Source organism: Photobacterium lutimaris, from assembly GCF_003025555.1.
Taxonomy (GTDB): Bacteria; Pseudomonadota; Gammaproteobacteria; order Enterobacterales; family Vibrionaceae; genus Photobacterium; species Photobacterium lutimaris.
Genome location: NZ_PYMH01000001.1, coordinates 789,084 through 815,181, shown reverse-complemented (window position 1 = coordinate 815,181; position 26,098 = coordinate 789,084). Strand labels below are relative to the sequence as shown.

Below are 26,098 nucleotides of genomic sequence, written 5' to 3'. Positions count from 1 at the left end.
GACGATGGCGATACTCAAGTCTACAGTCAATCGTGACGATAACTTTTATTCTAATAACTTCAAAAATATGGCCGCTATTGTCGATCAACTGCAGACATACGTTGAAACCATCAAGCTCGGTGGTGGAGCCAAATCACATAAAAAACAGCAAGAGAAAGGTAAACAACCGGTAAGATCCAGAATTCAAGCCCTAGTCGATCATGACAGTGAATTTCTTGAAATAGGCCAATTTGCCGCTTGGGACGTTTACACGGAATCGATACCATGCGCGGGTGTTGTGGCAGGTATCGGGCGGGTAGAAGGGATCGAATGCATGATCGTTGCCAACGACCCATCCGTTAAAGGCGGCACCTACTACCCACTGACGGTGAAAAAACATCTTCGGGCACAAGAGATCGCTGAACGCTGCCACCTACCCTGCATTTATCTCGTCGACTCAGGTGGAGCCAACCTTCCTCATCAAGCCGATGTATTTCCCGATCGGGATCATTTCGGCCGCATTTTTTATAACCAAGCCAGAATGTCGGCCAAAGGGATCCCGCAAATTGCGGTGGTGATGGGATCCTGCACAGCCGGTGGTGCCTACGTACCGGCAATGGCTGATGTCTCTATTATTATCAAAGAACAAGGGACCATTTTCTTAGCAGGTCCCCCACTTGTTAAAGCAGCGACAGGCGAAGTGGTAACGGCAGAAGAACTGGGCGGTGCTTATGTTCATTGCAAAATATCAGGTGTAGCGGATTATTTCGCTAATGATGAACAGCATGCGATTGAATTAGCAAGACAGGCCTTAAAAAGCTGTGCCCTTCCATCATTTGAACCATTAAGCCATAACTCGCCGGCTCCTCAATACCCTGCTGAGGAGTTATTTGGCATTGTCGGCACCGATTTACGCACGCCGTTTAATATCCGAGAAGTCATTGCTAGGATTGTCGATAATTCTGAATTTGATGAATTTAAAGCGCTTTATGGGACCACACTGGTATGTGGCTTTGCCAAGGTCTACGGCCAACAGGTCGGCATCGTTGCCAATAACGGCATCTTGTTTTCTGAGTCAGCCCAAAAAGGCGCGCACTTCATCGAATTATGCTGCAAAAGAAACGTTCCTCTTTTGTTCCTGCAGAACATTACTGGTTTTATGGTAGGGAAAAAATACGAATCGGAAGGGATAGCCAAACACGGCGCTAAGATGGTGATGGCGGTTGCTTGTGCCGATGTTCCTAAATTTACCGTCATTATCGGTGGCTCTTACGGAGCGGGAAATTACGGAATGTGTGGCCGTGCCTACAGCCCAACCATGATGTGGATGTGGCCCAACGCGCGGATCTCGGTAATGGGTGGGGAACAAGCCGCTGGTGTCTTAGCACAAGTAAACCGTGACAACAAAAAGCGACAGGGTGAACAGTGGACTGCCGCAGAGGAAGAGGCGTTCAAGCAGCCTATTCGTGATTTATATGAGGAGCAAGGCTCACCCTACTATGCCAGCGCAAGGCTTTGGGACGATGGCATCATCGATCCTCGTGACACACGACATATTGTCGGCACTGCGCTCCATGCTTGCCAAAGAGCACCGAAAACTGACAGTACGTTTGGCATATTTCGAATGTGAGGCACAACATGGACAGTGAGGTAACAGTATGAATCGGCTCACCAAGGAACATGGTAACAATAATCTGAGTATTGAAAGCAAAGACGTGCTATTTCATCTCGATGACAACGGCGTTGCAACGATTACGCTAAATCGTCCCGATAAAAAAAATGCCTTCGACAGTCACTGTATTTCGATTTTGCTCAATATACTGCACATTTCCCGAGCCAATTCCAAAATAAGAGCATTGATCCTGCGGGCAAACGGCAGTCATTTTAGTGCAGGGGCAGATCTCAATTGGATGCAATCTCTCGCAAACTACACCATGGAAGAAAACATAGAGGATGCTGAAAAACTTGCCGACCTACTCCATCAACTAGACTCCTTCCCTGTTCCTACCATCGCCGTGGTTCAGGGAGCAGCTTTCGGCGGCGCGCTTGGCTTGATTTGCTGCTGTGATATCGCTATCGCCACGCAAGATTGTCAATTTTGCTTGAGTGAAGTCAAACTCGGGTTAGCGCCAGCAACCATAGGTCCGTATGTTTGCCGCACTATCGGCCAACGGCAAACAAGGCGTTATATGCTAACAGCGGAGCTTATCAGTGCCGAGCATGCACAAAAGCTCAATATCATCCATACTCTGGTGCCAACCATTCAATCATTCGATGAGCACCTCCAACATTTCATTCGTCACATTACAAAAAACAGCCCCAATGCCGTTCGAGAAGCTAAAGCCCTTTGCCACCTGTGTGAGTCAGAAGCTATTGATTCTTCGCTAAGGAAGAAAACCAGTGAGATCATTGCAAAATTGCGTGTTTCTGCTGAAGGGCAAGAAGGTTTGAACGCATTTTTGGAAAAGCGTAAACCTAATTGGATAACAGATCATGATTAGACGGCCAGATCATTCCAGTGATTTTCCTACCTCCGTGACTCTCTATGAAGTGGGTCCGCGTGATGGCTTGCAAAACGAAACCGCCCTACCAACCCAAACCAAAGTTGATTTTATCAACCTACTCTCACAATCAGGGCTTAGCCATATTGAAACGGGGTCTTTTGTCTCTGCCAAACGGGTACCTCAAATGGCTGACTCGTTAAACGTCATGCGTGCACTCGAACGGGATAACACTATCACCTACTCTGCGCTTACTCCCAATATTCAAGGCTTCGAAATGGCATTAAGTGCGCAAGCCAATGAAGTGGCGATATTTGCCTCGGCCTCTGAAGGTTTTAGCCAACACAATATCAATTGTTCTATCAGCGATAGTCTTAAACGTTTTGAACCTGTAATGGCTTTGGCTCTACTCCACAATATACCAGTGAGAGGCTATCTATCTTGTGTGATTGATTGCCCTTATGATGGCCCAACTGAAGCAAACCAAGTGATGCACGTTACTAATACGCTAATTGATATGGGCTGTTATCAAGTTTCTCTTGGAGACACAATCGGTACCGGTACACCGTTGAAAGTCGCAAACTTGTTAGACACTGTTATTAACCACATCCCTCGCCATCAAATTGCCGTGCATTTCCACAACACATGGGGTCAGGCATTGCCCAATATCTATCAAGCTTTATCGATGGGAATTGATACGATTGATGCCAGTGTTGCAGGGCTAGGCGGGTGCCCCTATGCACCAGGGGCGAGTGGAAATGTCGCCACCGAAGATGTGGTCTATCTATGTCACCAGTTGGGCATAGAAACCGGTATTAACCTTAATATGTTAGCTGAAGCGGGATGGATGATTTGCCAAGCACTCAATATATCACCACGATCGAATGTTTCTTTAGCACTGAAAGCGAAATACCTTCAGTAAAGAAAAGCAGCTTCAATAACGAATAACAACGTCAGCAAATAACAGAATGATTTATACATATTTAAAAAGAGTGGTAACTACCCGAGAAAAGGTAATTACCACTAACTCATTATGAACTACATTCTACCCTCATCACTTCTTTTCGTACGCCGATGTGCTATACCCATGCAACTTGGGTATTAATTAAATCATTAGTAAGTTTCTGAACGCAGGAAACGTTGCTCCGCCTCCAGCTCGTTGACTGCACGCCACATTTTTTGCTCTCGCTCTTGTAGCCTTGAGTGCATGACACTACCCGGCTTCACGTTAAGCGTATCTGTAGGTCCAATAAATTGATCTGCTTCATTATTGAAAAGTAGCCTAAATTCTTCCAAAGTCGGTAAGCGATTGTTGTGCTCTTCGAATGATTCGAAAATATCGACGACTTTGTGTGATACATCCCTTTTTATCCCTTCTAAATCAACACTATCCATCATTTTCTCCAAATATTTAACCACGAGTGTTAATCAACCTAGACATGATAAGTGTAGTTGATGAAGAAAGTATTTTTCACATACCAGAAAATCATGTGTAACAAATTATTCTATCTACTAAATTGATGTTTTAGTTAAGTTAAATTAAAATCGAACAGTGTATAGATGATTATTCTAATAAATTTTATTTTAATTTTTTAGAAATAGATCTCATTTTCATAAATCCGTCTCCTTTATATGTATTCAAGAATTACTCGGTCTACACTTAGTCATATATCAATGAGTTACTATTTCATGTGGTGATGGGAGAAGTAAGATGTGGCGTGATTTAACTCCCTTTGAATGTATGCTCAAAGCAGTATCAATTGGGTCAGCCATCATACTTCTACTCTTTATCCCTTTCTTTGGAATGACAATGGAAGTAAAAGAGGAGCCGTATGATATCTATTATGACAGGCTGTACTCTGATATAAACGATGAAGATAACTTTCAAGACTGGGTAGAAGATACACAGGATTCTATTTCAGATACCATCCATGACTACAGCAGCTCACTCGATCACTACATTGGTAAGAATGATGAAGAACTACCAATCACCAACCGAAGCTACCTTCGACTAAAACTAAAAAGTAGATATACACACCGTGATCATTTGGACTTAGATGCCAGTGTAAAATTGAAACTCGATCTTCCTCATACTGAAAAAAACTGGAAACTGATCCTCGATACTGATCCTGATGACTTTGACAGGCTTGAAGATAAACAGCGTGGTATCTCAAATGGTTCTGACGGCAGTTTGTCTGGCGCAGTCGGTGGAGTACAGTTACAAGGCCAGCAATGGGGAAAGTGGCGAACAAACCTCGATCTAGGTTTAAAGATCAAGCTTCCTCTTGACCCCTTTGCTAGAGCAGACTTGAGGCGGATTGATAGGTTAAGCCACACATGGACAAGCCGTATTAAGCAAGAGATTTTTTATTACGACTCCAAAGGGCCTGGTGCACTTACCTCAGTCAATTTCTATTTTTCCTCGCAAGAAGACCCAAGTACAATTCTAAAGCTCAGCTCATCTGCACAATATTTAGATACAGATGATAATTGGGAGTTTGTTCAACAAGCTGAAATATTTGACAGAATAGGCCAAGATAATTTACTGCAATATTCTCTTGGCATCAGTGCTGACTCTACACCCAATTATTCGATTACCAATTCATGGATATCATTAGCTTGGAAACATCGTCTTTATAGTGATTGGCTTTATATGACACTCACTCCAGAGTTAGATTTTCAGGACAGATATCAATATAAAGTCAACCCAGGCATTATGCTTGAGATCGAATTGTTTTTCACGGCAGAAGGCGGAATAGATAGGTTAGCTAGAAAAATACCTAATCCAACGAATTAAAGCAAGAACGCAGTAAGTCTACATCAACTTACTGAGTTCTTATAAATACGGTTTAGTCTCTTTCGGCGTGAACCTATAACTTGATTTCCCAACGTGAAAGCGGATTTTCGGTATGCATTCCTTCCCTGCCCCAGCGGTCAATACTGTCGATGGTCAGCACACGCTCAGGGTTAGGCAATTGAGCTAACATCTTTTTACTCAACTGACGAGATGTCAGAACCCATACGCTTTGATCATCTTTAAGCGTTTCAAGAAACGTACGCTTTTCATTTTCCGTCCAATCCAGTTCTGGTTTGGTATAACGTCCGACAACAAATAATTGATTGCCCGAGGCAAAATCCTCAAGCTCTTGAGAAAGCAGTATTACCGAATCTACCTCAGCATCAAACAAGCGTGTTTGCTGGTGATTGATTAGCTTACGAATACGAATCATAAGCTGTTGCTGATTCAGTGAGATCGTCTCTGCCTGGTCAGGCCATAGGCGTTGCAAATCTTGACTCACAATCGCTGCCATCCGGGTTAGGTTTGATGGATTAAGCCACGCATAGGGGGAAATAAGCCCACTTTCCAATCGAAGCGCAGCCACTCCCTGCGCCCTTGGCGAAATAGATTGCGAAGCATCAATTTCGACAATCTGGATATTGCCTTGACGTGCGTGTACATATAAAGGGTCCTGCGGCCAGACAGCACCAATAGTGATCACTGCAGTCGCACTTTTCGCCGCCTCAATAGTGGTTTCAGCGCCTTTACTGCTAAACCAATTCGGCAAACGCATCATGCCATATCGCTTTGGCGGCAAGTATTGGGTTTCTAGCCCTGTATTTTTGGTTAACTCAGACGCCAGCATATAGGCCACTGGCGTTGAAGTCAGAATATCTTTGGCCTGAGTAACTGCCGATAATATCAGTAGCGAGAACAGTCCGATTAACCGAATGATCTGCTTAGCGTGTTTATTCATTTTAATACTCATTTGTTCTACCCCCTTCGAGCAATGCGATGGCAGGTCGCGACAAGAAAGAAGAAAGCGGAAACAATAATAATCGCAGCGCCAGAAGGAACCGGCACTTCTAGTTCCATCGGTAAAATCGTACCGACCAAGCAACTGACCGTTGCAAGAAGAGCAGATACGAGGACAAAATCACCCATATTCTTAGTCATCAAACGTGCAGTAGCACCTGGTATTAGCAACAGCGCCCCCACAAGTACAGCACCAATAATTTTCACCGATGCAATCGTGACCAAGGTGATCATCATAACAAACAGGTAATCGTAAAAATGGGTAGCATGGCCACGCACTCTGGCAATATCAGGGCTAATACAGGTCAGTAATATACGATTAAAGGTTGGGATCAGTACCAATATGATAAGTAAACAACTGAGCCCAAGGATCAGGATATCTTGATCGGTCACCGTCAAAATAGAACCGAACAGAACATTCTCCAGCATATGGATATTGATCTTACGCGCGACATACATCAGCAATGCAGCACCCACAGCGAGTGCCAACGCCAAGAAAACACCCACTAAGGTATCGTAAGGCACATTGGTACGGTTTCTGACAAAATGGAGTAATAAGGCAAACACCATACAGAAACAGAACAAACCGATGATCGGGTTTTCCGGTGGCTCACCCAGTAACACACCTAGGGCAATACCAGTTAATGCCGCATGACCGACAGCCTCAGAAAAGAACGCGAGTCGCTTGGCGATAACCAGTGTTCCCAGTCCACCCAGCAATGGGCCGACCAACAACGCCGCCACAACCGCATTGACCAGAAAAGCATAAGAGAAACTGTCGCTTAGCCAACCCGCTTCAACACCTTGCAATGCTAACTGGCGAATTGAATCCATCATGCCGCTTTACCTTGTTTGAACATGTCATCACTGACTTTTGTTGAGTAATGATTAAACAGCCTTTCCACTTTTTCTGGGGTCAAAACATCTTCAACCGGACCGCTATCAATCAATTGGCGATTAACAACATGAACGTTGGCTCCTAGACGCCTGACTGCAGAAACATCATGATGAACAGCCAATAGCGTTTTGCCTTCTGATACCAGATCTAAAATAAGCGACTCCAGATAGCGAACCCCTAGCTCATCCATCCCCGTTGTGGGCTCATCCAATACCAATAAATCAGGGTTATCTAACAAGGCCTGAGCAAACAGAACCCGCTGTTGCTCGCCCCCTGATAGCTGCCCCATCCGACGATCCGCACGTTCAGCCATGCCAACACGATCCAACTGCTCAAGCGCAAAGCCACGTTGCTTGGACAAGTTACGCCAGCGGGACCAAAACAACGGAGTGCGGCTTTGGTTCAGCAATATAAAATCCATGACGGTTAGCGGTAGGCTTGATTCAAACACGGCTTTTTGTGGTACATAACCCACCTTGCCTTTTCTATCAGCCCAATGAATATTGATATTACCGGTAAAAGGCGTCAGACCAAGAATAGAGCGCAGTAGTGACGTTTTACCTCCCCCATTTGGCCCCATTACGACATGACATTGACCAGCGGCGAACTCATGACTGATAGCATGAAGAATTTGATTTTCACCGTACTGCAAATTGACGTTTTGCAGCGAAATGCTTGGCCCTATCATCAGCTCACCTTTCTTTTCGCAACAAACTGCATGGCTTCGATTAAGGTATCGAGGTTTTCTTTCATTTCCTTCTCTACCTTGCCTGCCTCATAAGGCCCATGCGTCATGTGTGAAAAGCGATAGAGTCGAACACCCGTCGCTTCCTCAATGGTGTCGACATAGCGGTTAGGCATATTCAATTCATAAAACAGCACATCAATACCAGACTGACGGATCTTCGCGATCGTTTCCTGTAGTTGGCTTGCGCTTGGCTCTACACCATGGGCAGGCTCAATCACTGCAGCAACATCAACACCAAACTCTTGTAACAAGTAGCCATAGGCGTTATGAGTTGTGGCAACAACCATGCCGCTGGTATCCAAGTCACCCAGCGTTACCATGGCCTCATGCTTCATCTTGCGAAAAGCGATAGAATACTTACGGGCATTGGCGCGATAGAGACGGGCGTTTTCAGGATCCAGCTTCGACAACTCATTAGCGATGGTATAAACCTTCTGGATAGTCGTCGAAAGCCCAACAAAAGAGTGAGGGTTAACCGCGCCATCACCTACTGATTGGCCCATTGCCGGCAGCAGAGGAACATCGTTATTCGCTTCTATCACAACCAAATCACTTCGGTTTGCAGCCGCAATCACTTTCAGCGCGAAATCATCATGGCCAATGCCATTCACCACAATCACGTCCATTTGCTTCAAACGGCGCAAGTCATTGGGTTGAGGTTGGTAGTTATGCGGATTAAAACCGGCATCCACCAAAGGAATAATATTGGCCTTATCCCCAACAACGGCTTTGACATAGCTATAGTAAGGCTGCAGCGTAATACCAATATTTAATTTTTCCGTCGCAAAAGCATGAGTCGATGCAGTCAGCATCAATGCAGCGGTTAATAGCCCGTTGAGGGTATATTTTATTGTTTTCATTTTAATTCCAAATAGTCTGTCGGGATTAATGCGCATGATTCTTAATGCAAATGGTGCTGGGCATTTTCATCGAAAGAAACTTGAATCCAACCAGCATCAATGAGAGCCGAAGAAGAGAAGGTTGCCGGTCTTTCAAAGGCACGGTTTTCAAACGTCGAGTCAGATGTCAGATCAGATGTAGGGTTAAACCAAATCACGGGTTCAACATGTTGACTGATAAGGAGTAAAGGCTTAGCCGTGCCTGGACGTTGTGGCACACCTAGGTACACGCCATTGGATAGATGCTGCCAATAGTGTCGGCCTTTGTGTTCCCAGCTCTTATCTTTCACAAAAGGGGCTAACCACAGTGATGCTAGCTCTTCAATCGATGGCCAGAAATGGTTACTGATTTGCTTAGCTGACTCATCAAGATTGTCTTGATTATCCTGACGTAGATTACGAATTTCCTCATGAGCAAGCCTCAGCTCCGCAACCATCGCTAAATCTTCGGGATCCAAATCCTTGACCGATACCTGATGAGCAGGCAATTCTTGCTTACTACCGCCGGACTGGTGGTAAGGCAATGCAAAGTAAGCCACGGCCAAAATCACGGCAATAGCCAGTGCCACCCACTGACCTTCCGTGCCACCGTCATCTGATTTTACTGACTCAGTGATCATTTCTCTTCAATCTCGACAACATCAACTTCCACAGGACTTTCATGCCCCGCATCAAACACCAAGTAGAAATCATCTTCAGGCATTGTGAATTCGGCAATCGAACGCTTATCTGTCATCGCTCGCTCCATCAAGTTGTCGTCGTAATCAAACATCTCCACGGCATAATCAACCGCTTCACTGCCGTCACTGTAACCCGCCTGACAAATCACCTTGTCGGCTGCTAACCAGCAACTCATCAACGGGAAATGCGCATGGGCAGTCCCCACACTCACGAATCCAACCACTGCTACAGCGCCAAGGAAAACGGATTTCGAGAAATTTTTCATTACAACCTCCTCACTAGAAACTGGCCTGCTTTTTATGCAGGCCACCAATAGTTTTTTACTACCAGGGTTACTGACTGTTATTGCAAAACCGCTTCAAATGTCAGATGAACATTCACGCTTGCACGATCAGCCAGCGCATTGTTTTCAAGATCACCTTTGTAGTTGGCTTTCATCAACCAGCGACCAGCATGCTCAGGGACAAAGCTCACCAACCCTTGATCATCACTGACGACATCAATTTGCTCTTGGTGGTTGCGGTAAAGGGTGCCTTCACGGGTAATTTCAGCGGTAACACCCTGTTGTGGCTCACCATTGAAGAAAAACTGGAATGTGACCTCTTCACCTTCAACAATATCCGCAGGGTGCGTAACAGGCACAAGCTCGAGGTACTTACCTTCAATTTCAAACGCTTTTTCTGTAGGCTTACCCACCGTCACGTAAGTTTCAGCACGGGTATAACTGATCTGGGTGATCACATCACGTGACTTCTTAGGCAACACTTCGTCACGTTCGGCTTTATGCGCCTTGACCCACTTCACCGTATCGCGACGACCGGCTTTATATTGGGTGTAGTAAGAAGGAACGTTATTTACGCGTACCTTGTGGGTACCATCTTCTTCAAAGTAGAAGTCAAACACTGAGCGACGCTTGCCCTTGGTGACATACGAAGGGTACTGAATACGGCCGTCTGGCATCACGATCTGCCCCGTTTCACTGCCCGCAGGTTTATCGAACACAAACGTACCGTGTGACGCGGTCACGTCAAAAGTCAGCCAATCACCACCTTCTTTAGAAACCGTAAAATGTGAAGGTAAAATCCAACGAGGGTGAGCATTAGCCGTGGCACTGACAGCCATTCCAGCCAACAGTGCGCAAGCTACTGTCGCCGCTTTCAATTGCGAACGTTTAATCATCTTTGATTCTCTGATAGCGTTAAATCTGATAGCGAAAATAGGTTATTTCACTGAGTACTGAAGGCGGATATCACCGGTTTCTTCAGTCGGCTTTATGTGGTGAGTGAAACTGGAGTCTGACAATGACATTTTTTGACGTAAGTAGTTTCGGCCACCGTGCTCGCGTACAACCTCAACATAGAAGGTGTATTCACCCTGCTCTACCCGGTTACCTGCATCATCAAGCCCGTCCCATACGAAACGGTACTCGCCTGCGGGCCTTGTCGCCGATGTTACCGCATCGACCAATTCACGATCATAGCGTCCAACCTTACGCCACCAACTGCGTAAATCCTTAAGCCATTCATCTTTACCCACCCACAATTGCATGGTACGAACCGGCTTACGGCGGTCATCTTCAATCCATACCGCAACGTATGGACGTGCATACATAGCGGTATCGATCTTTGGCAGTTGAAACTCAACGTCCATTGATGCCGACTCTGGGATAGGTTTGGCGATAGCCGTAAATGCAATCGGTAGCGCCAGGGTGATCCCCGCTATCGATGTAGCAAAAGCATTCATGGGTGTTCCTTGTCATAAAGCCTGTTAAGGCACAGCAAAAATAAAAATGAAAAGCGTAATAAAAGAGCCCAAAGCCATCCATTTCATTGATGTATTCAACGTTTTCTTTTTTGGCAGCAATAAGCAAACACCGGTCAGTACAAAAAAGATCATCAACAAAGCGGTGATATCGATAAACCCTTTCCAGATCTCACCACTGTTTCTGCCTTTATGGAGATCATTTAAAACAGCAACCACGCCATAGTGATTTTTTTCGATCTCCGCTTCTTTGTGCAGCAGGTCGATAAATACCGTTGCGTTATAGCCCGGCCCTTTGTAATCAAGCGCAATTTCGCCTTCGATTAATTCGCCATCTTCGACCTCGGTAAAGACTTCCATTGCAGAAGGTGTCCCGGACATATCTGCCCTCGCCTTCAAGTAAACCAACAATGCTGCTTCAGTTGGCACGAATGCGTCGGGGCTTTCAAACAACGAATCAGGTAACGATAAGGTAAGCGTCTCTACCCTTGGCTGACTTTTCACAAACAATTCAGGACGGTTGAGCGTGATGCCTGTTACCGAGAAAAAGAGCACAACAAGCAGCAAAGCCATAGACACATAAATATGTAATCGTCGAGCCCAAAGTTGAACCGCTTTACTTTTGAGTAGCATGATCAATTCAATGTATAGTGACTATCTTATGCTGCATAACATAATTGATAATCGTTTTCATTGGCATTAAATTTACATTGTTTACGAATGTAAGGATGGCGTGGAAGGTACTGTGTTGGCTAGGAAGGCATAAGCGCGGAAAAGTGATCAGAAACGCGGAAGGACGTCTGGAAGGCTGAGCAGCACACAAGGTATTTAATTTATTTATAATCAGAAATTTAAGTTTTTAACGGTCTAAAAATCATAGTTATACTAAACAGGCTTTTTCAAGACAGGTAATTTAGGCTTCGGTGGTGGTAATTGATAAAAATCATACCAAAAATCAAGTTACACTGTCACTGGGGATGCACAGTCTTTCAAAAAGTTGAAAACTAGAGCTACTACCTTAAACGAAACTCTCATTTGGACACTTCAGAGTTAAGAAGTGCCAACTGTGAAGGTTCTGGACAAAACCTTCTTAGGGTTAAAATTCTAACAGTCTTTCATCTGATAAGTTTTTCTTATGAATAAATGTATTTGTATTGGAACACTCTAAAACCGTGGCCAATTTCACCGTATCACTACACCCTCCCCCTCTCTGACCAAGTCTAAGAACGTCAAACCGTTAAGTCGTAAAACTTGGTTCAGCTAAGATTGTCCCCAGATTTTGTTGATAACAGCTAATACCCCACGTGTTGCAGGTCGGTATAACTAACAAACACTGACCTGAATGTGGATAACAGTGATTGCTTTGAGAGGTTATGGCAATAATACAGAGACTGACTGTGAAGGCTTTATTGACAACGTTATTTTTCCTTTTTTGTTTATAAAGCGATCCCTATACCAAGTTAATACATTACCTAAACAAAGCAATTGACCCAAACCTATTCAAATGCAAAATAACGCCACCAACTCCGATTGGGAAATATCTAATAATGATTCTATTAATCAAATGGTTAATAGAATAGACGTCATTAACTAGAAGAAAAATACGATGAAGAAATTACTCCTTACTTTGCTATTGCCGATGACGGCATACGCTTCAGAACCGCTCACCCCCGAAGCCATTACTTCAGCCCAAGTCAGCAATATTCAGGCTGACCAGACTTATACTTACGTTCGCTGCTGGTACCGTCTCCATTATAATCATGACGACCCTGCCACTACTTGGGAGTGGGCGCTAGATGAAAACGGGGACTATTTCACCCTTAGCGGATACTGGTGGTCATCAGTTTCATTTAAAAACATGTTCTATACCGACACAAGCCAGGAGAAAATTGCCGAACGCTGTAACGCGACACTGGGCACAGGGCATGAAACGGCTGATATGAGCTACTATGCGGCAGATAACCGAGCTTCCTTTAACCACTCAATTTGGACCAACGATTCCGTTTTCCAGCCGGACACCATCAACAAAATGGTTGCTTTGGGTGATAGCTTGTCCGATACCGGCAACATGTTTAATGCTTCACAGTGGCTGTTCCCTAACCGTAACTCATGGTTTTTAGGCCGCTTCTCTAATGGATTAGTATGGACCGAATACCTGGCACGCGACAAAGGCATCCCTCTTTATAACTGGGCAGTAGGTGGCGCTGCAGGTACCAATCAATACGTGGCCCTAACCGGTGTGACTGAACAGGTAACCTCTTACCTGACCTATATGAAGATGGCAAAAAACTATCGACCAGAGCGCACTTTATTTACTCTAGAGTTTGGCCTGAACGACTTTATGAACTATGACCGTGAAGTCTCTGAAGTGAAAGCAGACTTCAGCAGCGCACTTATCCGCCTGACTGATGCTGGCGCGCAGAATATCATGCTGTTTACTTTACCGGATGCAACCAAAGCACCACAATTTAAATACTCAACACAAGATGAGATTGAGAAAGTCCGCGCAAAGATCAAACTGTTCAACATCTATATCCGCGAACAGGCTCAGTACTATCAAGATAAAGGGATAAATGTCGCCCTAGTGGATGCTGCGCAGATGTTTAATGACTTAACCACAGAACCCAACGCCCATGGATTTGAAAACGCCAAAGACGCGTGCTTGAACATCAATCGCAGTAACTCGATGGATTATCTTTACAGCCATAGCTTGACCAATGACTGTGCCTACCACGGTTCTGACAAGTATGTATTCTGGGGTGTCACCCATCCAACAACGGCGACGCATAAGTATATCGCTGACAAGATCCTGGCTGGCGTGATGAATCAGTACAGTTTCTAGCCTATCTCAAAGCAATAATACCCGGTCAAGACCGGGTAATATTGTCCATAGTTACTCTTCGCTTGATGGAAATCACTTGCAGAGAATAGTGACTGATGTAATTTATCATGCTTGATACACATCTTTTGCTAACTACACGGTCAACTATGCCAAGTAAAGACATCAAATTTATTGCTGCCGATATGGACGGGACTCTGCTCGACCACAACAGCCAGCTACCCGAAGACTTCTATTCGGTTTACCAGCAATTAGAGCAGCGTGATATTATTTTCGCTGCCGCATCGGGTCGTCAGTATTACAGCTTGATGGAGACGTTCGCTCCCATTAACGATCGTATGATGTTTATCGCTGAAAATGGCACCATGGTGATGCACCAAGGCGAAGAGTTGTATCGTTGTGAAATCGACAAACCCTCTATTGAAGCGATTATTAAGCAGGCACGAGCAATCGAAGGAACAAATATCGTCTTGTGTGGTACACAATCGGCTTATATTGAAACCCAAGATCCACAAGCGCTAGAAGAGTTCGCTAAGTACTACCACCGTTGCCAGTATGTTGACGACCTTTTAGCTGTCGATGATGACTTTATTAAAGTTGCCATTTGTCATTTTGATGGCACTGAAGAGCGTGTATTCCCAAGTTTTGACAGCGCGTTTGGTCAAAGCCATCAAGTGGTGGTGAGCGCAAAAATCTGGCTCGATGTGATGAATGCCGAAGCCTCTAAGGGAGCGGCAATTGAACACTTGCAAAACACGCTGGGGTTTAGCCATGAGCAGACGATGAGTTTTGGTGATTACCTCAATGATTTGGAAATGCTCAAAGCGAGCTATCACTCTTACGCCATGGACAACGCCCACCCTAAGGTTAAACAAATCGCTCGGTTTTCAGCACCTAGCCATCGTGACGCTGGCGTGATGACCGTGATCAAACGTGAGTTACTCGATTAAGCCTGATATAGCGCGAGCGTTTAGCCGCCTTGCTCTTGAAGTGACGACTCCAGTGCCATGAATGAAAGCTTAAGGTAACAAAACGCTCCCTATTGGGAGCGTTTTGTTAGAGCCGCCCAAACTTAAAATGGAGAATTAGCTTAGCTGATCATCCTCTTAATGCTTCATCCAACACAATCACCTTCTGTGACTTATCTCTCACATCTGTTATTTGTTCAATTTATCTGTATAATCCGCCAGCTATTAATTCGTGCTTTCATTTCTGTTGATTTGGCATATCTGACTAAGCAATTAGCTCATCTTATACCTAGGAATACTTCTTTGATCTCAACCGCTAACATCACTATGCAATTCGGCGCCGAGCCTTTATTTGAAAACATTTCTGCTAAGTTCGGTAACGGTAACCGTTACGGCTTAATCGGAGCCAATGGATGTGGTAAATCAACGTTCATGAAAATACTGAGTGGCGCACTAACGCCGAGCTCTGGCAATGTCTCTATTACACCCGGACTAAAACTTGGCGTACTGAGTCAAGACCAGTTTGCTTTCGAGCAACACAACGTGATCGACGTAGTTATTATGGGTGACCGTAAGCTATGGGAGATTAAAAAAGAGCGCGACCGTATTTACTCACTACCAGAGATGAGTGAAGAAGATGGCATGAAAGTCGCTGAACTTGAAAGTGAGTTCGCAGAAATGGACGGCTACACAGCGGAAAGCCGTGCTGGCGACATTTTACTTCAAGCGGGTATCGAAGAAGAATTCCATTTCGGCCTCATGCAGCAGGTCGCGCCAGGTTGGAAACTTCGTGTGCTACTGGCGCAAGCACTGTTCGCCAACCCTGATATCTTGTTGTTAGATGAGCCAACCAACAACTTGGATATTCATACGATTAACTGGCTTGCTGAAGAGCTGAATCAGCGTAAGTGTACAATGATCATCATTTCGCATGACCGACACTTCTTGAACTCAGTATGTACCCACATGGCGGACATCGACTACGGTGAATTACGTATTTACCCTGGTAACTACGAATACTTCCTTGAGGCATCAGGTTTGATCCGCGAACAATTGCTTGCAGGAAATGCTAAAAAGGCGGCTGAGATTAGCGAACTTCAAGATTTCGTTAACCGCTTTGGTGCCAATGCATCTAAAGCTAAACAAGCAAGTTCTCGTGCGAAGAAGCTGGATAAAATCAAGCTAGATGAAGTTAAATCATCTAGTCGTATTAGCCCGTCTATTGATTTTGGTGAAGGCAAGAAGCTGCACCGCCAAGCACTTGAGCTACAAGATTTAGGTCACGCTTTTGATGATGAACTCCTGTTCGAAAAGGGTAATTTACTTCTAGAAGCGGGAACTCGTTTAGCGGTAATAGGTGAAAATGGCGTGGGTAAGACAACATTCCTTCGCTGCCTAGTCAACGAGTTAGAACAAAACCACGGCATTGTTAAGTGGTCTGAAAATGCGTCTATTGGTTACTGTCCACAGGATAGTACAGCGGATTTCGATAACGATTTAAGTATCTTCGATTGGATTTCACAGTGGCGTACAGCGAAACATGACGATTTGATGGTACGAGGTATTTTAGGTCGTCTACTGTTCACAGCTGATGATGCCAACAAAAAAGCAAAGAATTGTTCTGGTGGTGAAAAGAACCGCTTACTGTTTGGTAAGTTAATGATGCAAGACGTCAATGTGCTTGTGATGGATGAACCAACGAACCACATGGACATGGAAGCCATTGAAGCACTGAACAACGCTTTGAAAAAATATGAAGGTACACTAATTTTTGTCAGCCATGACCGCGAGTTTGTATCATCTCTTGCAACGTCAATTATTGATGTGAAAGACAAGAAACTTGTTAACTTCCAAGGCACTTATGATGAGTACCTTGCACATCAACAGAAAATGTTAAGCGTCGCATAAGCATTACGGCTTAAAGATAAACGGCCTCGTTATTGAGGCCGTTTACTATTGATGACGTGACGACTGAGAACTTGATGCTCAGATATCACTTAAGCAGTCTTCACATCCTGCTCAGGCACCTGCGCGATAGACTCGCTAAGCAAACCCGCATAAATACCGTTATGCGCAATTAGCTCTTGATGATTACCCCGCTCAACGATTTCACCTCTTTCTAGCACCAAAATCATATCCGAGTGACGCACCGTACTCAGGCGATGGGCAATGGCGATAACCGTTTTCTCTTTAAACAGGCGCTGCATCGCTTTTTGGATCAGATCCTCGGTAATGGAGTCAACAGAACTTGTGGCTTCATCCAGCATCATCACCTGACCGCCCTGCGCAACCGCACGAGCAAACGAAATCAGCTGGGTCTGACCGACTGAAAGGTTTGAGCCATTTTTATCCAAACGGAAATCATAGCTTTGAGGCAATTGCTCAATGAACTTATCAGCAAAAACATAGCGTGATGCCTGCTCAACCTGTTCACGTGAGATCGCAGGCTTACCCAACGCAATATTAAACTCAATGCTCTCCTCAAACAGGTAAACATCCTGCATCATCAAGGAGAATAGATGGGCGGTGTCTTCAATCGAAATTTCAGAAAGCTCTATCCCGTTTAACAGTATGCTACCTTCGTACCCCTGATACGTTTTAGAGAGCAAGCGTAAAATAGTCGACTTGCCCGATCCCGTTGAGCCCACCAGCGCGATCTGATGACCTTTGCCTAATGCAAATGACACATTTTTCAGTACGTAAGGGGAACCCTCTTTGTAACGGAAACTAACGTTTTTAAACTCCAGGCTGACAAACTCACACAACGGTTGTTTCACTTTATCACTAGGCTGTAATTGACGCCCTTCTTCTTCCATTGGCTCAACAAACAGTTCTTCAATGTGGTCAAAAGCGGCAAACGAACTTTGGATAGATGCAATCTGAGAGGTGAAATCCCGGATAGGCACAAAGACTTTTTCCAGCGTGTTGATAAATGCGATCAATACACCCAAGGTTAAAGCGTTTTGCATTACCTGCCCGGAGCCATACCAGATCATCAACGCGATAGTGATTGAAGTAACACCGGAAATAAAGGCAAATAAAATGGCATCATATTTATTCGCTTTCATTTGAGCTTTTAAAAACTCGTCAGTATAACCTCTGTACTTAGTCTCAACTTCCTCCTCCGCGCGATAGAGCTGAACTGTTTTTACGCCAATTAACACTTCCTGCAAGAAACCAATGCCACGCGCCAATGCTGAACGGGTCACCAAATACGTTGCCCGTAGACGATTTCGAACATACCGAGTGAGATACATCACAGGCGGCATGATGACCAATACAATCAGTGTTAACTGCCAATCAATAAAAAACATCATGATCAGCAGCGCAATGGTGTTTATCGAGTCTTTCACCAGGCCAACAGTAGATTGCACAAATGACTCACCAATGGTTTCCAAATCACTTGTTAAACGAGATAGTGTTACTCCGGTCGGTGTATTGTCAAAATAGCTGCGGGGCAATTTCAATACACGCTCAAATAACACCGTTCGCATATCTGTAATCGTATGCTGGCCGGTTTTACGCAGTTGGTACGAATAGGTGGTATCGACCACATAGCTTACTACGAGCACGGCAAGCAGGTAGAAGATATGCAGCAGTAATCCGTCCATGCTTCCCTGAGAGAGATGAACGTCAATCACCTTTATAATCAGCCAGGGGAACAACAGACTGGTGATCACCGACAGCGGCAGCATCGCTATGCCAAGTAACGCAGACCTTTTGTACTTTTTAGCAAATGTGAAAAAGTGCTTTAAGTATTTAACATCAACACCTTTCAACATGCTTCAGTCTCCGCTTCATTTTGCTGCAATTGCCATGTTTCGTAATAGTAGGGGCACGTTTGCAATAACGAGGCATGGTTACCTTTGGCAATGACCTTTCCTTCATGGAGTACAATAATCTCATCCATATATTCAAGCGCATTAACACGGTGTGATACCACCAGTACAGACTGTGTGCTCAACTGACCAAACAGGCCTTCTAGGATCTTCCGTTCGGTTTCGTAATCAACTGCCGAAAGCACATTATCCATAATGATCAGGTCGCAAGGTTGAAGCAGTGCGCGGGCAATACTTAAACGCTGTTTCTGACCACCGGACAGCATGATCCCTTTTTCACCCACAAGCGTTTGATCGCCCTGCTCAAGACGCGATACATCACTGGCCAGTTGACTCAACTCAAGAACGTCATCGACCTGCTCTTTCGAAATACCAGCAGCACGGCTGCCAAAACGGATATTCTCTTCCACCGTTGCCGAGAATAGATAAGGGTCCTGAGTCACGGTTTTGATGAAGCGGCGCAAATCACTGCGAGCAAAAGTCGTCACGTCTTTATCGCCAAGAAAAACCGAGCGTACGGGCACATCAAGGTGGTGATTAAGACAATTAACCAGTGTTGTTTTACCGGCCCCGATACTGCCCAATACACCGACTTTTTTGCCTGGTGGAATATCGAAACTAATGTCATCGAGAATAATGCGATCCTCTCCAGGGTAACGGAAACTCAGGTTTCGGACTGAGAGTGTTTTTCCTTGCAGGCTTTCAATATCTGGTTGAGAAAGCGGCTTCGTATCCTGCTCTGGTATGTCTGCATTCAAAATCGTCTGTACGCTGGTTATCCCGACCATACCGCGCTGATAGATAGTCGCAATTCGACCAAGCTGCATGAGAGGCATCGCAAGTAATACCGAGTAGGTAAGAAAAGCGGTTATTTCACCAAGCGTAAGTTGCTGGTTCATCAGCATATACCCACCCACCCCAAGGATAAGCACTTTCATCAGGTCATTGGCGTAATCGAGAACAGGCATAAAAAACACCTGAATACGCGTGATCTGCATTCTGCAGTGAAGCAATTGTCGATTAAGCTTTTCAATTTCCGATTTCACCCAGGGCGACATCTGCTGGCTTTTGATCAGATCGATACCGGCTAGGTAACTCATTAGCTGGGCCGATAGGGCCTGTAACCGATGCATATGCTCCATATGAAGTGCTTTCATACGCTTAAAGCCAATACGGAAAATAACAAACGCAATCGAAATCGGTACAACTGAGTACAGCGTTAATTCTGGTGAAATGCGCCACATCCATAGCGGTGTGAGCGACAGGGCAAGCAAGGCATTGAAGAATTGCAGAAAACCTAACCCAAACAGTAACCTGACACCACTTAGATCATTATTCATAATTGAAATGAGCTTCCCCGAGGCAAACTTGTCATGAAAGCTATTTGGCAGACGGTTAAGCTTTTGCAGAAGTATGTTTTTTAGTGCAGCCTCGGTGATACGACCGGGATTAAGGGCATAAATACGCGACAAAATACGCACCACGATCATAGACACAGCCATGATCACCACGATCCCAACATACGTTTTAAGCTGTTGCTGGTCTACTAACGATGCGCCATCAATCAAATCAATCGCTAATTGAATATAACGCGGTATTTCTACTTGAAGCCAGTTGACGAGAAATATGAAAACGATCGCCAGCATATAAGACTTGCGATTCATACGCAGAAAATGCGCGAAAAACTGTTTTTTAGTCATGTGACTCTGTCTGTCGGGGAGGTTCAATGCCGTAATGTTCAATGCAAGCTTTAACAATACAGTGGCGGGGATCATCGATATCTTCGAGTGCTTCCAGTAGCCATTCAGGTAGACGTACTGGCCGTGTTTTTACACCCGGTTTGCGCCCACAGCCCGGCCTGGATCCGCCCCTGCTTCCACACTGGTACTTGCTCGTGCTCTCTTTCAAGGTAAGCCCATATATTGAGTGACTTTGATAAGTGTACACTTATCAAAGCCAAATGACACCACGCATCGATTTATAACCTTCATCGATACGTGCAATATAATTTGTTTTCCTATCAATGTGACTGGCCTTATCCTGCGCAGCCTTTATGCTTTCAGGTAAATGCCAGTGACAATAACGTCCTCCAATGCTTTATACACCGACCTATCAGGCTACTATGACTTGATGTGTGCTGATATCGACTATCAGGCGCAAAGTACCTATGTACGTCGGTTGCACCAGTTATTCGGCAATGAAGGCAAACGTCACCTTGATTTGGCATGTGGAACCGGGCCTCACATTCGCCACTTAGTTGACAATGGTTATCAGAGCCAAGGGTTAGATCTCAATCAGCCAATGCTTGATCAGGCCAAACTACGCTGCCCAGAAGCAAGCTTTATCCAACAAGACATGTGTGGCTTTACCGTCGAGTCCAAACTCGATTTAATCACCTGTTTTCTCTATTCTATCCACTACAGTGGCGACATTGAGAAGCTGAAAGGCTGTATTGCCAGTGCCCATTCTGCACTGCGTGATGGCGGCATGTTTTGCTTTAATGTGGTTGAGAAGAACATGATCGATAACCGCTCATTCGTTCGCCATAGCGCACAGCACGACGGTGAAGACTTTGTCTTTGCTTCTGGCTGGCATTACCCAGGTGACGGTGAACGTCAATCGCTGAAGCTGAGCATCGAGAAACACAACGGTGACGAAACCCTTCGGTGGATAGATGAACATCCGATGGTTGCGGTTAGCTTCGAGCAAATGCGCCAATTGCTATCACCGTATTTTGACGTATACATGTTCGACCATGACTACGAAAAAATTATCCCACTCAATAACACGTCGGGTAATGCCTTCTTTGCTTGCGTTAAGCGTGGGAGCACTGAGCTTGCAGGACAAGGATTAGCAGCATAACGTATCTGCAACTCATTCAGGCCGTAGTGATAATCTCATTACCTGCGGCTCTTCTATTACAAAAAATATGTAGTTACTTGAAAGCTTCAATTAAATAGTTGTCGACAACATACGACCATAAATGGCCGTAATTGTAGAAAACATCATGACCAGAAACGTCAGCGCCTAGCTGATAAAACTTGAAGTAGACCTGCCCACCCGCCTGCTCGTAAGCGGTGACGAAGCTTTCAATAGTGGTATCTGAATAATAGGGGTCATTATGGCCATAAATAAACAATGTAGGTATTTTCAGTTTCTTGGCAACATCTTCAAAAATCTCGATATTTTTCGACTGGGAATTGTTGTTGCAGACATCCCCCACCCAACCACCTGAAAAATTGATAACACCAGAAAATGCTTCTGGATGCTCTGAGGCATATACCAAAGAAAGGATCCCGCCCCGAGAATTACCGGAGAGTAGCACCTTTTCTTTGTCAACCCATGGCTGATTCATTAGATAAGTGTAGGTTGCGTCAACGGATTTCACCGCATAGTCCACACCTTTATTAATGCCTTCACGATCACAAGTATATAACTCGTTATAGCTTCCCTCGGACTTACCGCGCCCCCTTCTCATCGGTATGATTAGCGCAATATTCTTACTGACTAAATACCTCCCGAAGCCCCAAGGATTAATAGTGTAATCTTGGGGAATAACATACGGCCCCGTTGAGCCATGGTTAAAAATGACGGTAGGGAAAGGCCCTTTTCCCGCAGGTTTATACACTGTTGCTTCCAGGCTGATGTTGCTTTTACCAGGCAGGCTATTATCGGCAAAAGGAACCTTAACACTTTCACCATAGTCGTTAGCAAATGAGTGGGTTGAAACGCAAAGCATGATGCAACCTAAAGCTAGACGATTATTCATTACATACTCCAAACCAATAGTTGCTCATATGATAAACACAGCAATACCTAAACGGTTTGTGAGCATGCAGGCACATTTTCACACTGAGATAACAGTATTATGCTCTTGATCTAATTATCCAAATTTAACCAACGCATGCCAAAGTAGCTGCAATTCTGCCTGCACGTCAATATCAGGGAATCGTATTTAGCTGCGCCGTAGTCAGGTTCATCAAAACTCCATGGTAGATATGCATACTAATCAGTAATCTACCATGGAGATGCGTTTCAACAAGAGACTTCTACGGCAGGTCAATTTTGATAAGATCGCCATCGTTCACTTCAAAGTGCAGCGAAACTGTTCCTTGCTGCTGAGTTTGCTTTATTATTTTCACTTCCCGGTTCGGAAAACGATTAGTTACAACCATCTTAAGTTCTGATACGAGCTTTTGTTTGTCATCGACTGACAGGTTTACTCCAAGAGACATGCAACCCCCTAACATCATTAATTCTCTAAGATATAAACGACCTGGCAATAAGTAACTTAAGTGTCCGCTTGTTTTTACCCCGTCATTGCTAGCGATATAGCGTTGGTTAGCAACATAGCACTAAGCCGAGGTTTTGCTATAAATCACGGTGTGACACAGTTCTCCAGAAGGAAGACGACGTTCATTTTTCTTCAGGCATTCAAATTCATAGCCACAACGCTCGGCAACTGCTCGGCTTGGATAATTTGTCTCCGCCACTGTTATTTCAAGCCGGTTGGCATGCAACTCTTGTAATGCATAGTCTGTTAACCGGTTAACGGCCTCTGTCATGTAGCCGTAACCATAAGCAGACGTTCTTAGCCAATACCCTATTTCAAAATATGGCACTGCTTTGTCTTTAATAATCAGGCCAATAGCACCGAGCAGCTTTCCTGACGCCTTTTCTATGATGGAATATCGAAGCTCGCCTTCATAAGCCTCGAAGTTTTGTATCGCTTGCTTAGTATTTTCAATCGAAGCCTCATCGGTTAGTGCATGTGGAACCCAAGGTAAATATACCCCTAGCTCATTATGACTTTCTTGAATGGCTTCTAGCATCAATGATGCTCTTTCCAGTGAAGGTGGTAACAGCTCTAACCTTTCCGTCTCCATGAGCATCCCCTGACTAAATAATTTGGATTAAGATAACAAACCAGTTGCAGCCCATCAATAAGTAGGCTCCTGATATCAGGAGCCTATTTTCAATCCAAATTCACAACAGCATTATTGTCGTGAGTCGGTAACTTGTTTATTCTGCGGCACGACATACCTTTTTCTGTACCGTATTAGGCGCGGGCTCATAATGGCTCAACACCATGCTAAAACTCCCTTCTCCACCGGTCATGGCTCTTAAACGCTGGGAATAGTCCACAAGCTCATTTTGTGGGATCCTTGCTTGCAGTGAAGTGAAATTATTTTCTTTAGACTCAGTACCTAAGATCACGCCGCGATTGGCCGCCAAATCACCACTAATATCACCGACCGAAACGGTTGGGATCTGCAATTTTAGCTCCACAATCGGTTCCAGTACGATCGGGTTGGCATTATTCACCGCATCCAAAAACGCTTTCTTGCCCGCAATGACAAAAGCAATTTCTTTTGAATCAACCGAGTGATACTTGCCGTCATAGACGGTCACTTCAATATCATGGATTGGATTGCGTGAAATTGCGCCTTCTTCTACCGCTTGGCGGATACCTTTTTCAACCGCAGGAATTAACGACGTCGGTATCGCCCCGCCTACCACTTTATTGACGAATTGAAAACCTTCCCCGCGCTCTAGCGGCCTGACTTTTAATTGGACTTCACCAAACTGTCCAGCACCACCACTTTGCTTTTTATGACGGTAATGCCCTTCAGCCTGTTGGGTGATGGTCTCAAAGTACTCAATACTCGGCTGTTCCGTATTAACATTGAGTTTATAAACCGAAGCCATTTTCTCGAGGGCCATTTTTAAATGGAATTCACCTTGTCCACTCAAAACTGTTTCATTAGTACGCGTACGATGCTCAAGCCGCAAGGAAGGATCTTCAGCGGCAATTTTATGAAGAACTTCCGACAGTTTCTGCTCATCCCCTCTTTTGGCAGTTTGAATGGCCAAGCTGTACATTGGCGCTGGGAAGTCTAACGTACGCATGGTTACATCATCTTCATCATGCGAGTCATGAACCACCGAATCAAAATTCAAATCATCAACCTTGGCCAGTACACAGAAATCACCCGCGCGGGCATTTGCGATCTCAATACGCTTCTTGCCTTGTAATTGGTACAAATGCCCCACTTTGAATGCTTTGCTGTTCTCACCAATATAGAGCTGAGATCCCGCGTTTATCTCACCTTGGAACACTCTTAAATAAGCCAGTTTACCGAGGTAAGGATCAACACTGACTTTGTAAACATGGGCAACAGTATGATCGAGCTTTTCGCAATCAACCCGAATTTGCTGATTGTTCTTCTCCAGCATCGGCGGGTTGCCTTCCGATGGCATGGGCATAATTTCAGCTAGCGTTTGAAGGAGTAATGAAATACCTTGCCCGGTGTCAGCGGAGACGAAACAAATCGGGATCACATGCCCGGTACGTAAGGCTTCTTCAAAGGGATCGTGTAGTTGCTTAGGCGTTAACGATGAACCCTGTTCTAAATACAACTCCATGAGTTTCTCATCGACTTCAATAACCTGGTCGATAAGCTGCTCATGCACTGATTCCACGCTATCCCAAAGTGTTGCAGCGTCATAGTCTGGAGAAAAATAACAATCAACTATCGATTTACCGTCAGCGGAAGGTAGGTTGATAGGCAGACATTCTTGACCAAAGTGTGATTGGATCTGCTGGATAATCTGCGGAATTTTATCCGGATTGAGATCGACCTTATTAATAACAATCATCTGGCACTTCTTCTGCAGCTTGGCAAAAGAGTAAATTTTGTCAGACACTTGGGTTAACGGGATATTGGCATCAAGGACTAAGGCCGTGGTTTCTACCGCTGGATAGATACTCAAGGTACGCCCTAATAGCTCAGGTAAACCAGGGGTATCAACCACATTCATGCGGTGTTTTTTCCAGCAAAGCGCGACTGGCGTTGCTTCAATACTGTGTTGATAATGGATGGATTGTTCATCAAAATCAGTGACAGTGTCACCCACCTTAACACTGCCTAAGTGTGTAGAGCATTCTGATTCGAACAGAAGGCGTTCTATTAAGGTCGTTTTACCCACCCCACTTTGGCCTACTATTGCGATATTGCGGATTTCATTCATGGACATATCAGCCTCCGAATTTCAGAAAGACAAGCGCTATTTATCTGCATATATGGCGGTTTCCCGCCTTATCGTCTTCCAGGTCAATTTTCGGATGGGTACGTCCATAAGCACAGGCCCAAATCGCCGCAAGAATAAT

The 26,098-nt window shown here is 44.8% G+C and carries 24 protein-coding genes; 8 read left to right on the top strand and 16 right to left on the bottom strand.

Annotation, left to right across the window (positions count from 1 at the left end; translation table 11 throughout):
* Positions 1 to 4: 4 nt before the first annotated feature.
* From C9I99_RS03495 to C9I99_RS03485, 3 genes are read left to right on the top strand one after another with little or no spacing between them, the layout of a single operon-like run.
* Entirely contained in the window at positions 5 to 1,609 is a 1,605-nt protein-coding gene (locus tag C9I99_RS03495; protein ID WP_107347434.1) for a carboxyl transferase domain-containing protein, read from the top strand.
* Between the two features lie 28 nt (positions 1,610 to 1,637).
* Complete coding sequence (locus C9I99_RS03490) at positions 1,638 to 2,480, top strand: enoyl-CoA hydratase-related protein (RefSeq protein ID WP_208113341.1); 843 nt, start codon at positions 1,638 to 1,640, stop codon at positions 2,478 to 2,480.
* The gene (locus tag C9I99_RS03485) at positions 2,473 to 3,402 is read left to right on the top strand and encodes a hydroxymethylglutaryl-CoA lyase (protein WP_107347433.1); all 930 of its coding nucleotides are present in this window, start codon (positions 2,473 to 2,475) and stop codon (positions 3,400 to 3,402) included. Before C9I99_RS03490 ends, C9I99_RS03485 begins: the two co-directional genes overlap by 8 nt.
* A 191-nt stretch (positions 3,403 to 3,593) precedes the next feature.
* Here C9I99_RS03485 and C9I99_RS03480 read toward each other — a convergent pair whose 3' ends face one another.
* A complete protein-coding gene (locus C9I99_RS03480; RefSeq protein WP_244916298.1) occupies positions 3,594 to 3,878 on the bottom strand; it encodes a hypothetical protein in 285 nt (94 codons plus the stop codon).
* A gap of 313 nt (positions 3,879 to 4,191) precedes the next feature.
* On the opposite strand from C9I99_RS03480, the gene C9I99_RS03475 reads away from it, so the two are divergent.
* On the top strand, positions 4,192 to 5,277 hold the full coding sequence (locus tag C9I99_RS03475) for a hypothetical protein (protein WP_107347431.1): 1,086 nt from the start codon (positions 4,192 to 4,194) through the stop codon (positions 5,275 to 5,277).
* 73 nt (positions 5,278 to 5,350) lie between these two features.
* Here C9I99_RS03475 and C9I99_RS03470 read toward each other — a convergent pair whose 3' ends face one another.
* From C9I99_RS03470 to C9I99_RS03430, 9 genes are all read right to left on the bottom strand, one after another.
* Positions 5,351 to 6,247 carry a metal ABC transporter solute-binding protein, Zn/Mn family gene (locus C9I99_RS03470; RefSeq protein WP_243734308.1) on the bottom strand — a complete coding sequence of 299 codons (897 nt, stop codon included), beginning with the start codon at positions 6,245 to 6,247 and terminating at the stop codon, positions 5,351 to 5,353.
* Positions 6,248 to 6,252: 5 nt separating this feature from the next.
* Positions 6,253 to 7,128, bottom strand: coding sequence for a metal ABC transporter permease (locus C9I99_RS03465; protein WP_107347850.1), 876 nt, complete (start codon positions 7,126 to 7,128; stop codon positions 6,253 to 6,255).
* Entirely contained in the window at positions 7,128 to 7,880 is a 753-nt protein-coding gene (locus tag C9I99_RS03460) for a metal ABC transporter ATP-binding protein (RefSeq protein WP_107347430.1), read from the bottom strand. The genes C9I99_RS03465 and C9I99_RS03460 overlap by 1 nt, the downstream gene beginning before the upstream one ends.
* Positions 7,880 to 8,800 carry a metal ABC transporter solute-binding protein, Zn/Mn family gene (locus C9I99_RS03455; RefSeq protein ID WP_208113340.1) on the bottom strand — a complete coding sequence of 307 codons (921 nt, stop codon included), beginning with the start codon at positions 8,798 to 8,800 and terminating at the stop codon, positions 7,880 to 7,882. Before C9I99_RS03455 ends, C9I99_RS03460 begins: the two co-directional genes overlap by 1 nt.
* A gap of 41 nt (positions 8,801 to 8,841) precedes the next feature.
* Complete coding sequence (locus C9I99_RS03450) at positions 8,842 to 9,459, bottom strand: DUF6162 family protein (protein WP_243734307.1); 618 nt, start codon at positions 9,457 to 9,459, stop codon at positions 8,842 to 8,844.
* The gene (locus C9I99_RS03445; protein ID WP_107347428.1) at positions 9,456 to 9,785 is read right to left on the bottom strand and encodes a hypothetical protein; all 330 of its coding nucleotides are present in this window, start codon (positions 9,783 to 9,785) and stop codon (positions 9,456 to 9,458) included. Before C9I99_RS03445 ends, C9I99_RS03450 begins: the two co-directional genes overlap by 4 nt.
* 77 nt (positions 9,786 to 9,862) lie before the next feature.
* Complete coding sequence (locus tag C9I99_RS03440; protein WP_107347427.1) at positions 9,863 to 10,699, bottom strand: DUF4198 domain-containing protein; 837 nt, start codon at positions 10,697 to 10,699, stop codon at positions 9,863 to 9,865.
* A 42-nt stretch (positions 10,700 to 10,741) separates the two neighbouring features.
* The gene (locus C9I99_RS03435) at positions 10,742 to 11,263 is read right to left on the bottom strand and encodes a DUF2271 domain-containing protein (protein ID WP_107347426.1); all 522 of its coding nucleotides are present in this window, start codon (positions 11,261 to 11,263) and stop codon (positions 10,742 to 10,744) included.
* A 24-nt stretch (positions 11,264 to 11,287) separates the two neighbouring features.
* The gene (locus tag C9I99_RS03430; protein ID WP_107347425.1) at positions 11,288 to 11,914 is read right to left on the bottom strand and encodes a PepSY-associated TM helix domain-containing protein; all 627 of its coding nucleotides are present in this window, start codon (positions 11,912 to 11,914) and stop codon (positions 11,288 to 11,290) included.
* Between the two features lie 973 nt (positions 11,915 to 12,887).
* On the opposite strand from C9I99_RS03430, the gene C9I99_RS03425 reads away from it, so the two are divergent.
* The 3 genes from C9I99_RS03425 to C9I99_RS03415 all read left to right on the top strand — a co-directional run bounded on the left by C9I99_RS03425 (position 12,888) and on the right by C9I99_RS03415 (position 16,996).
* A complete protein-coding gene (locus C9I99_RS03425; protein ID WP_107347424.1) occupies positions 12,888 to 14,123 on the top strand; it encodes an SGNH/GDSL hydrolase family protein in 1,236 nt (411 codons plus the stop codon).
* Positions 14,124 to 14,269: 146 nt separating this feature from the next.
* On the top strand, positions 14,270 to 15,070 hold the full coding sequence (locus C9I99_RS03420) for a Cof-type HAD-IIB family hydrolase (protein WP_107347423.1): 801 nt from the start codon (positions 14,270 to 14,272) through the stop codon (positions 15,068 to 15,070).
* 321 nt (positions 15,071 to 15,391) lie between these two features.
* Complete coding sequence (locus C9I99_RS03415; RefSeq protein ID WP_107347422.1) at positions 15,392 to 16,996, top strand: ABC-F family ATPase; 1,605 nt, start codon at positions 15,392 to 15,394, stop codon at positions 16,994 to 16,996.
* 89 nt (positions 16,997 to 17,085) lie between these two features.
* Here the strand turns inward: C9I99_RS03415 and C9I99_RS03410 are convergent, their stop codons facing one another.
* Positions 17,086 to 18,870 carry an ABC transporter ATP-binding protein gene (locus tag C9I99_RS03410; RefSeq protein ID WP_107347421.1) on the bottom strand — a complete coding sequence of 595 codons (1,785 nt, stop codon included), beginning with the start codon at positions 18,868 to 18,870 and terminating at the stop codon, positions 17,086 to 17,088.
* Positions 18,864 to 20,627, bottom strand: coding sequence for an ABC transporter ATP-binding protein (locus C9I99_RS03405; RefSeq protein WP_107347420.1), 1,764 nt, complete (start codon positions 20,625 to 20,627; stop codon positions 18,864 to 18,866). The genes C9I99_RS03410 and C9I99_RS03405 overlap by 7 nt, the downstream gene beginning before the upstream one ends.
* 373 nt (positions 20,628 to 21,000) lie before the next feature.
* Here C9I99_RS03405 and C9I99_RS03395 point away from each other — a divergent pair, with 373 nt between their 5' ends.
* Complete coding sequence (locus C9I99_RS03395) at positions 21,001 to 21,789, top strand: class I SAM-dependent DNA methyltransferase (protein WP_275937906.1); 789 nt, start codon at positions 21,001 to 21,003, stop codon at positions 21,787 to 21,789.
* Positions 21,790 to 21,862: 73 nt separating this feature from the next.
* On the opposite strand, the gene C9I99_RS03390 is transcribed toward C9I99_RS03395, so the two are convergent.
* The 4 genes from C9I99_RS03390 to fusA form a co-directional block, all read right to left on the bottom strand.
* Positions 21,863 to 22,696, bottom strand: a complete 834-nt coding sequence (locus C9I99_RS03390) for an alpha/beta hydrolase family protein (protein WP_107347418.1) — start codon at positions 22,694 to 22,696, stop codon at positions 21,863 to 21,865.
* 280 nt (positions 22,697 to 22,976) lie between these two features.
* On the bottom strand, positions 22,977 to 23,162 hold the full coding sequence (locus C9I99_RS03385) for a hypothetical protein (protein ID WP_133638210.1): 186 nt from the start codon (positions 23,160 to 23,162) through the stop codon (positions 22,977 to 22,979).
* Between the two features lie 120 nt (positions 23,163 to 23,282).
* A complete protein-coding gene (locus C9I99_RS03380; protein ID WP_107347416.1) occupies positions 23,283 to 23,813 on the bottom strand; it encodes a GNAT family N-acetyltransferase in 531 nt (176 codons plus the stop codon).
* Positions 23,814 to 23,949: 136 nt separating this feature from the next.
* The gene (gene fusA, locus C9I99_RS03375; RefSeq protein ID WP_107347415.1) at positions 23,950 to 25,965 is read right to left on the bottom strand and encodes an elongation factor G; all 2,016 of its coding nucleotides are present in this window, start codon (positions 25,963 to 25,965) and stop codon (positions 23,950 to 23,952) included.
* Positions 25,966 to 26,098 lie beyond the last annotated feature (133 nt).

What these genes read in the sequence shown, in the direction of transcription:
- C9I99_RS03495 (WP_107347434.1), top strand. Translation starts at nt 5, where the DNA reads ATGGCGATACTCAAGTCTACAGTCAATCGTGACGATAACTTTTATTCT.
- C9I99_RS03490 (WP_208113341.1), top strand. Translation starts at nt 1,638, where the DNA reads ATGAATCGGCTCACCAAGGAACATGGTAACAATAATCTGAGTATTGAA.
- C9I99_RS03485 (WP_107347433.1), top strand. Translation starts at nt 2,473, where the DNA reads ATGATTAGACGGCCAGATCATTCCAGTGATTTTCCTACCTCCGTGACT.
- C9I99_RS03480 (WP_244916298.1), bottom strand. Translation starts at nt 3,878, where the DNA reads ATGATGGATAGTGTTGATTTAGAAGGGATAAAAAGGGATGTATCACAC.
- C9I99_RS03475 (WP_107347431.1), top strand. Translation starts at nt 4,192, where the DNA reads ATGTGGCGTGATTTAACTCCCTTTGAATGTATGCTCAAAGCAGTATCA.
- C9I99_RS03470 (WP_243734308.1), bottom strand. Translation starts at nt 6,247, where the DNA reads ATGAGTATTAAAATGAATAAACACGCTAAGCAGATCATTCGGTTAATC.
- C9I99_RS03465 (WP_107347850.1), bottom strand. Translation starts at nt 7,128, where the DNA reads ATGGATTCAATTCGCCAGTTAGCATTGCAAGGTGTTGAAGCGGGTTGG.
- C9I99_RS03460 (WP_107347430.1), bottom strand. Translation starts at nt 7,880, where the DNA reads ATGATAGGGCCAAGCATTTCGCTGCAAAACGTCAATTTGCAGTACGGT.
- C9I99_RS03455 (WP_208113340.1), bottom strand. Translation starts at nt 8,800, where the DNA reads ATGAAAACAATAAAATATACCCTCAACGGGCTATTAACCGCTGCATTG.
- C9I99_RS03450 (WP_243734307.1), bottom strand. Translation starts at nt 9,459, where the DNA reads ATGATCACTGAGTCAGTAAAATCAGATGACGGTGGCACGGAAGGTCAG.
- C9I99_RS03445 (WP_107347428.1), bottom strand. Translation starts at nt 9,785, where the DNA reads ATGAAAAATTTCTCGAAATCCGTTTTCCTTGGCGCTGTAGCAGTGGTT.
- C9I99_RS03440 (WP_107347427.1), bottom strand. Translation starts at nt 10,699, where the DNA reads ATGATTAAACGTTCGCAATTGAAAGCGGCGACAGTAGCTTGCGCACTG.
- C9I99_RS03435 (WP_107347426.1), bottom strand. Translation starts at nt 11,263, where the DNA reads ATGAATGCTTTTGCTACATCGATAGCGGGGATCACCCTGGCGCTACCG.
- C9I99_RS03430 (WP_107347425.1), bottom strand. Translation starts at nt 11,914, where the DNA reads ATGCTACTCAAAAGTAAAGCGGTTCAACTTTGGGCTCGACGATTACAT.
- C9I99_RS03425 (WP_107347424.1), top strand. Translation starts at nt 12,888, where the DNA reads ATGAAGAAATTACTCCTTACTTTGCTATTGCCGATGACGGCATACGCT.
- C9I99_RS03420 (WP_107347423.1), top strand. Translation starts at nt 14,270, where the DNA reads ATGCCAAGTAAAGACATCAAATTTATTGCTGCCGATATGGACGGGACT.
- C9I99_RS03410 (WP_107347421.1), bottom strand. Translation starts at nt 18,870, where the DNA reads ATGTTGAAAGGTGTTGATGTTAAATACTTAAAGCACTTTTTCACATTT.
- C9I99_RS03405 (WP_107347420.1), bottom strand. Translation starts at nt 20,627, where the DNA reads ATGACTAAAAAACAGTTTTTCGCGCATTTTCTGCGTATGAATCGCAAG.
- C9I99_RS03390 (WP_107347418.1), bottom strand. Translation starts at nt 22,696, where the DNA reads ATGAATAATCGTCTAGCTTTAGGTTGCATCATGCTTTGCGTTTCAACC.
- C9I99_RS03385 (WP_133638210.1), bottom strand. Translation starts at nt 23,162, where the DNA reads ATGTCTCTTGGAGTAAACCTGTCAGTCGATGACAAACAAAAGCTCGTA.
- C9I99_RS03380 (WP_107347416.1), bottom strand. Translation starts at nt 23,813, where the DNA reads ATGGAGACGGAAAGGTTAGAGCTGTTACCACCTTCACTGGAAAGAGCA.
- fusA (WP_107347415.1), bottom strand. Translation starts at nt 25,965, where the DNA reads ATGTCCATGAATGAAATCCGCAATATCGCAATAGTAGGCCAAAGTGGG.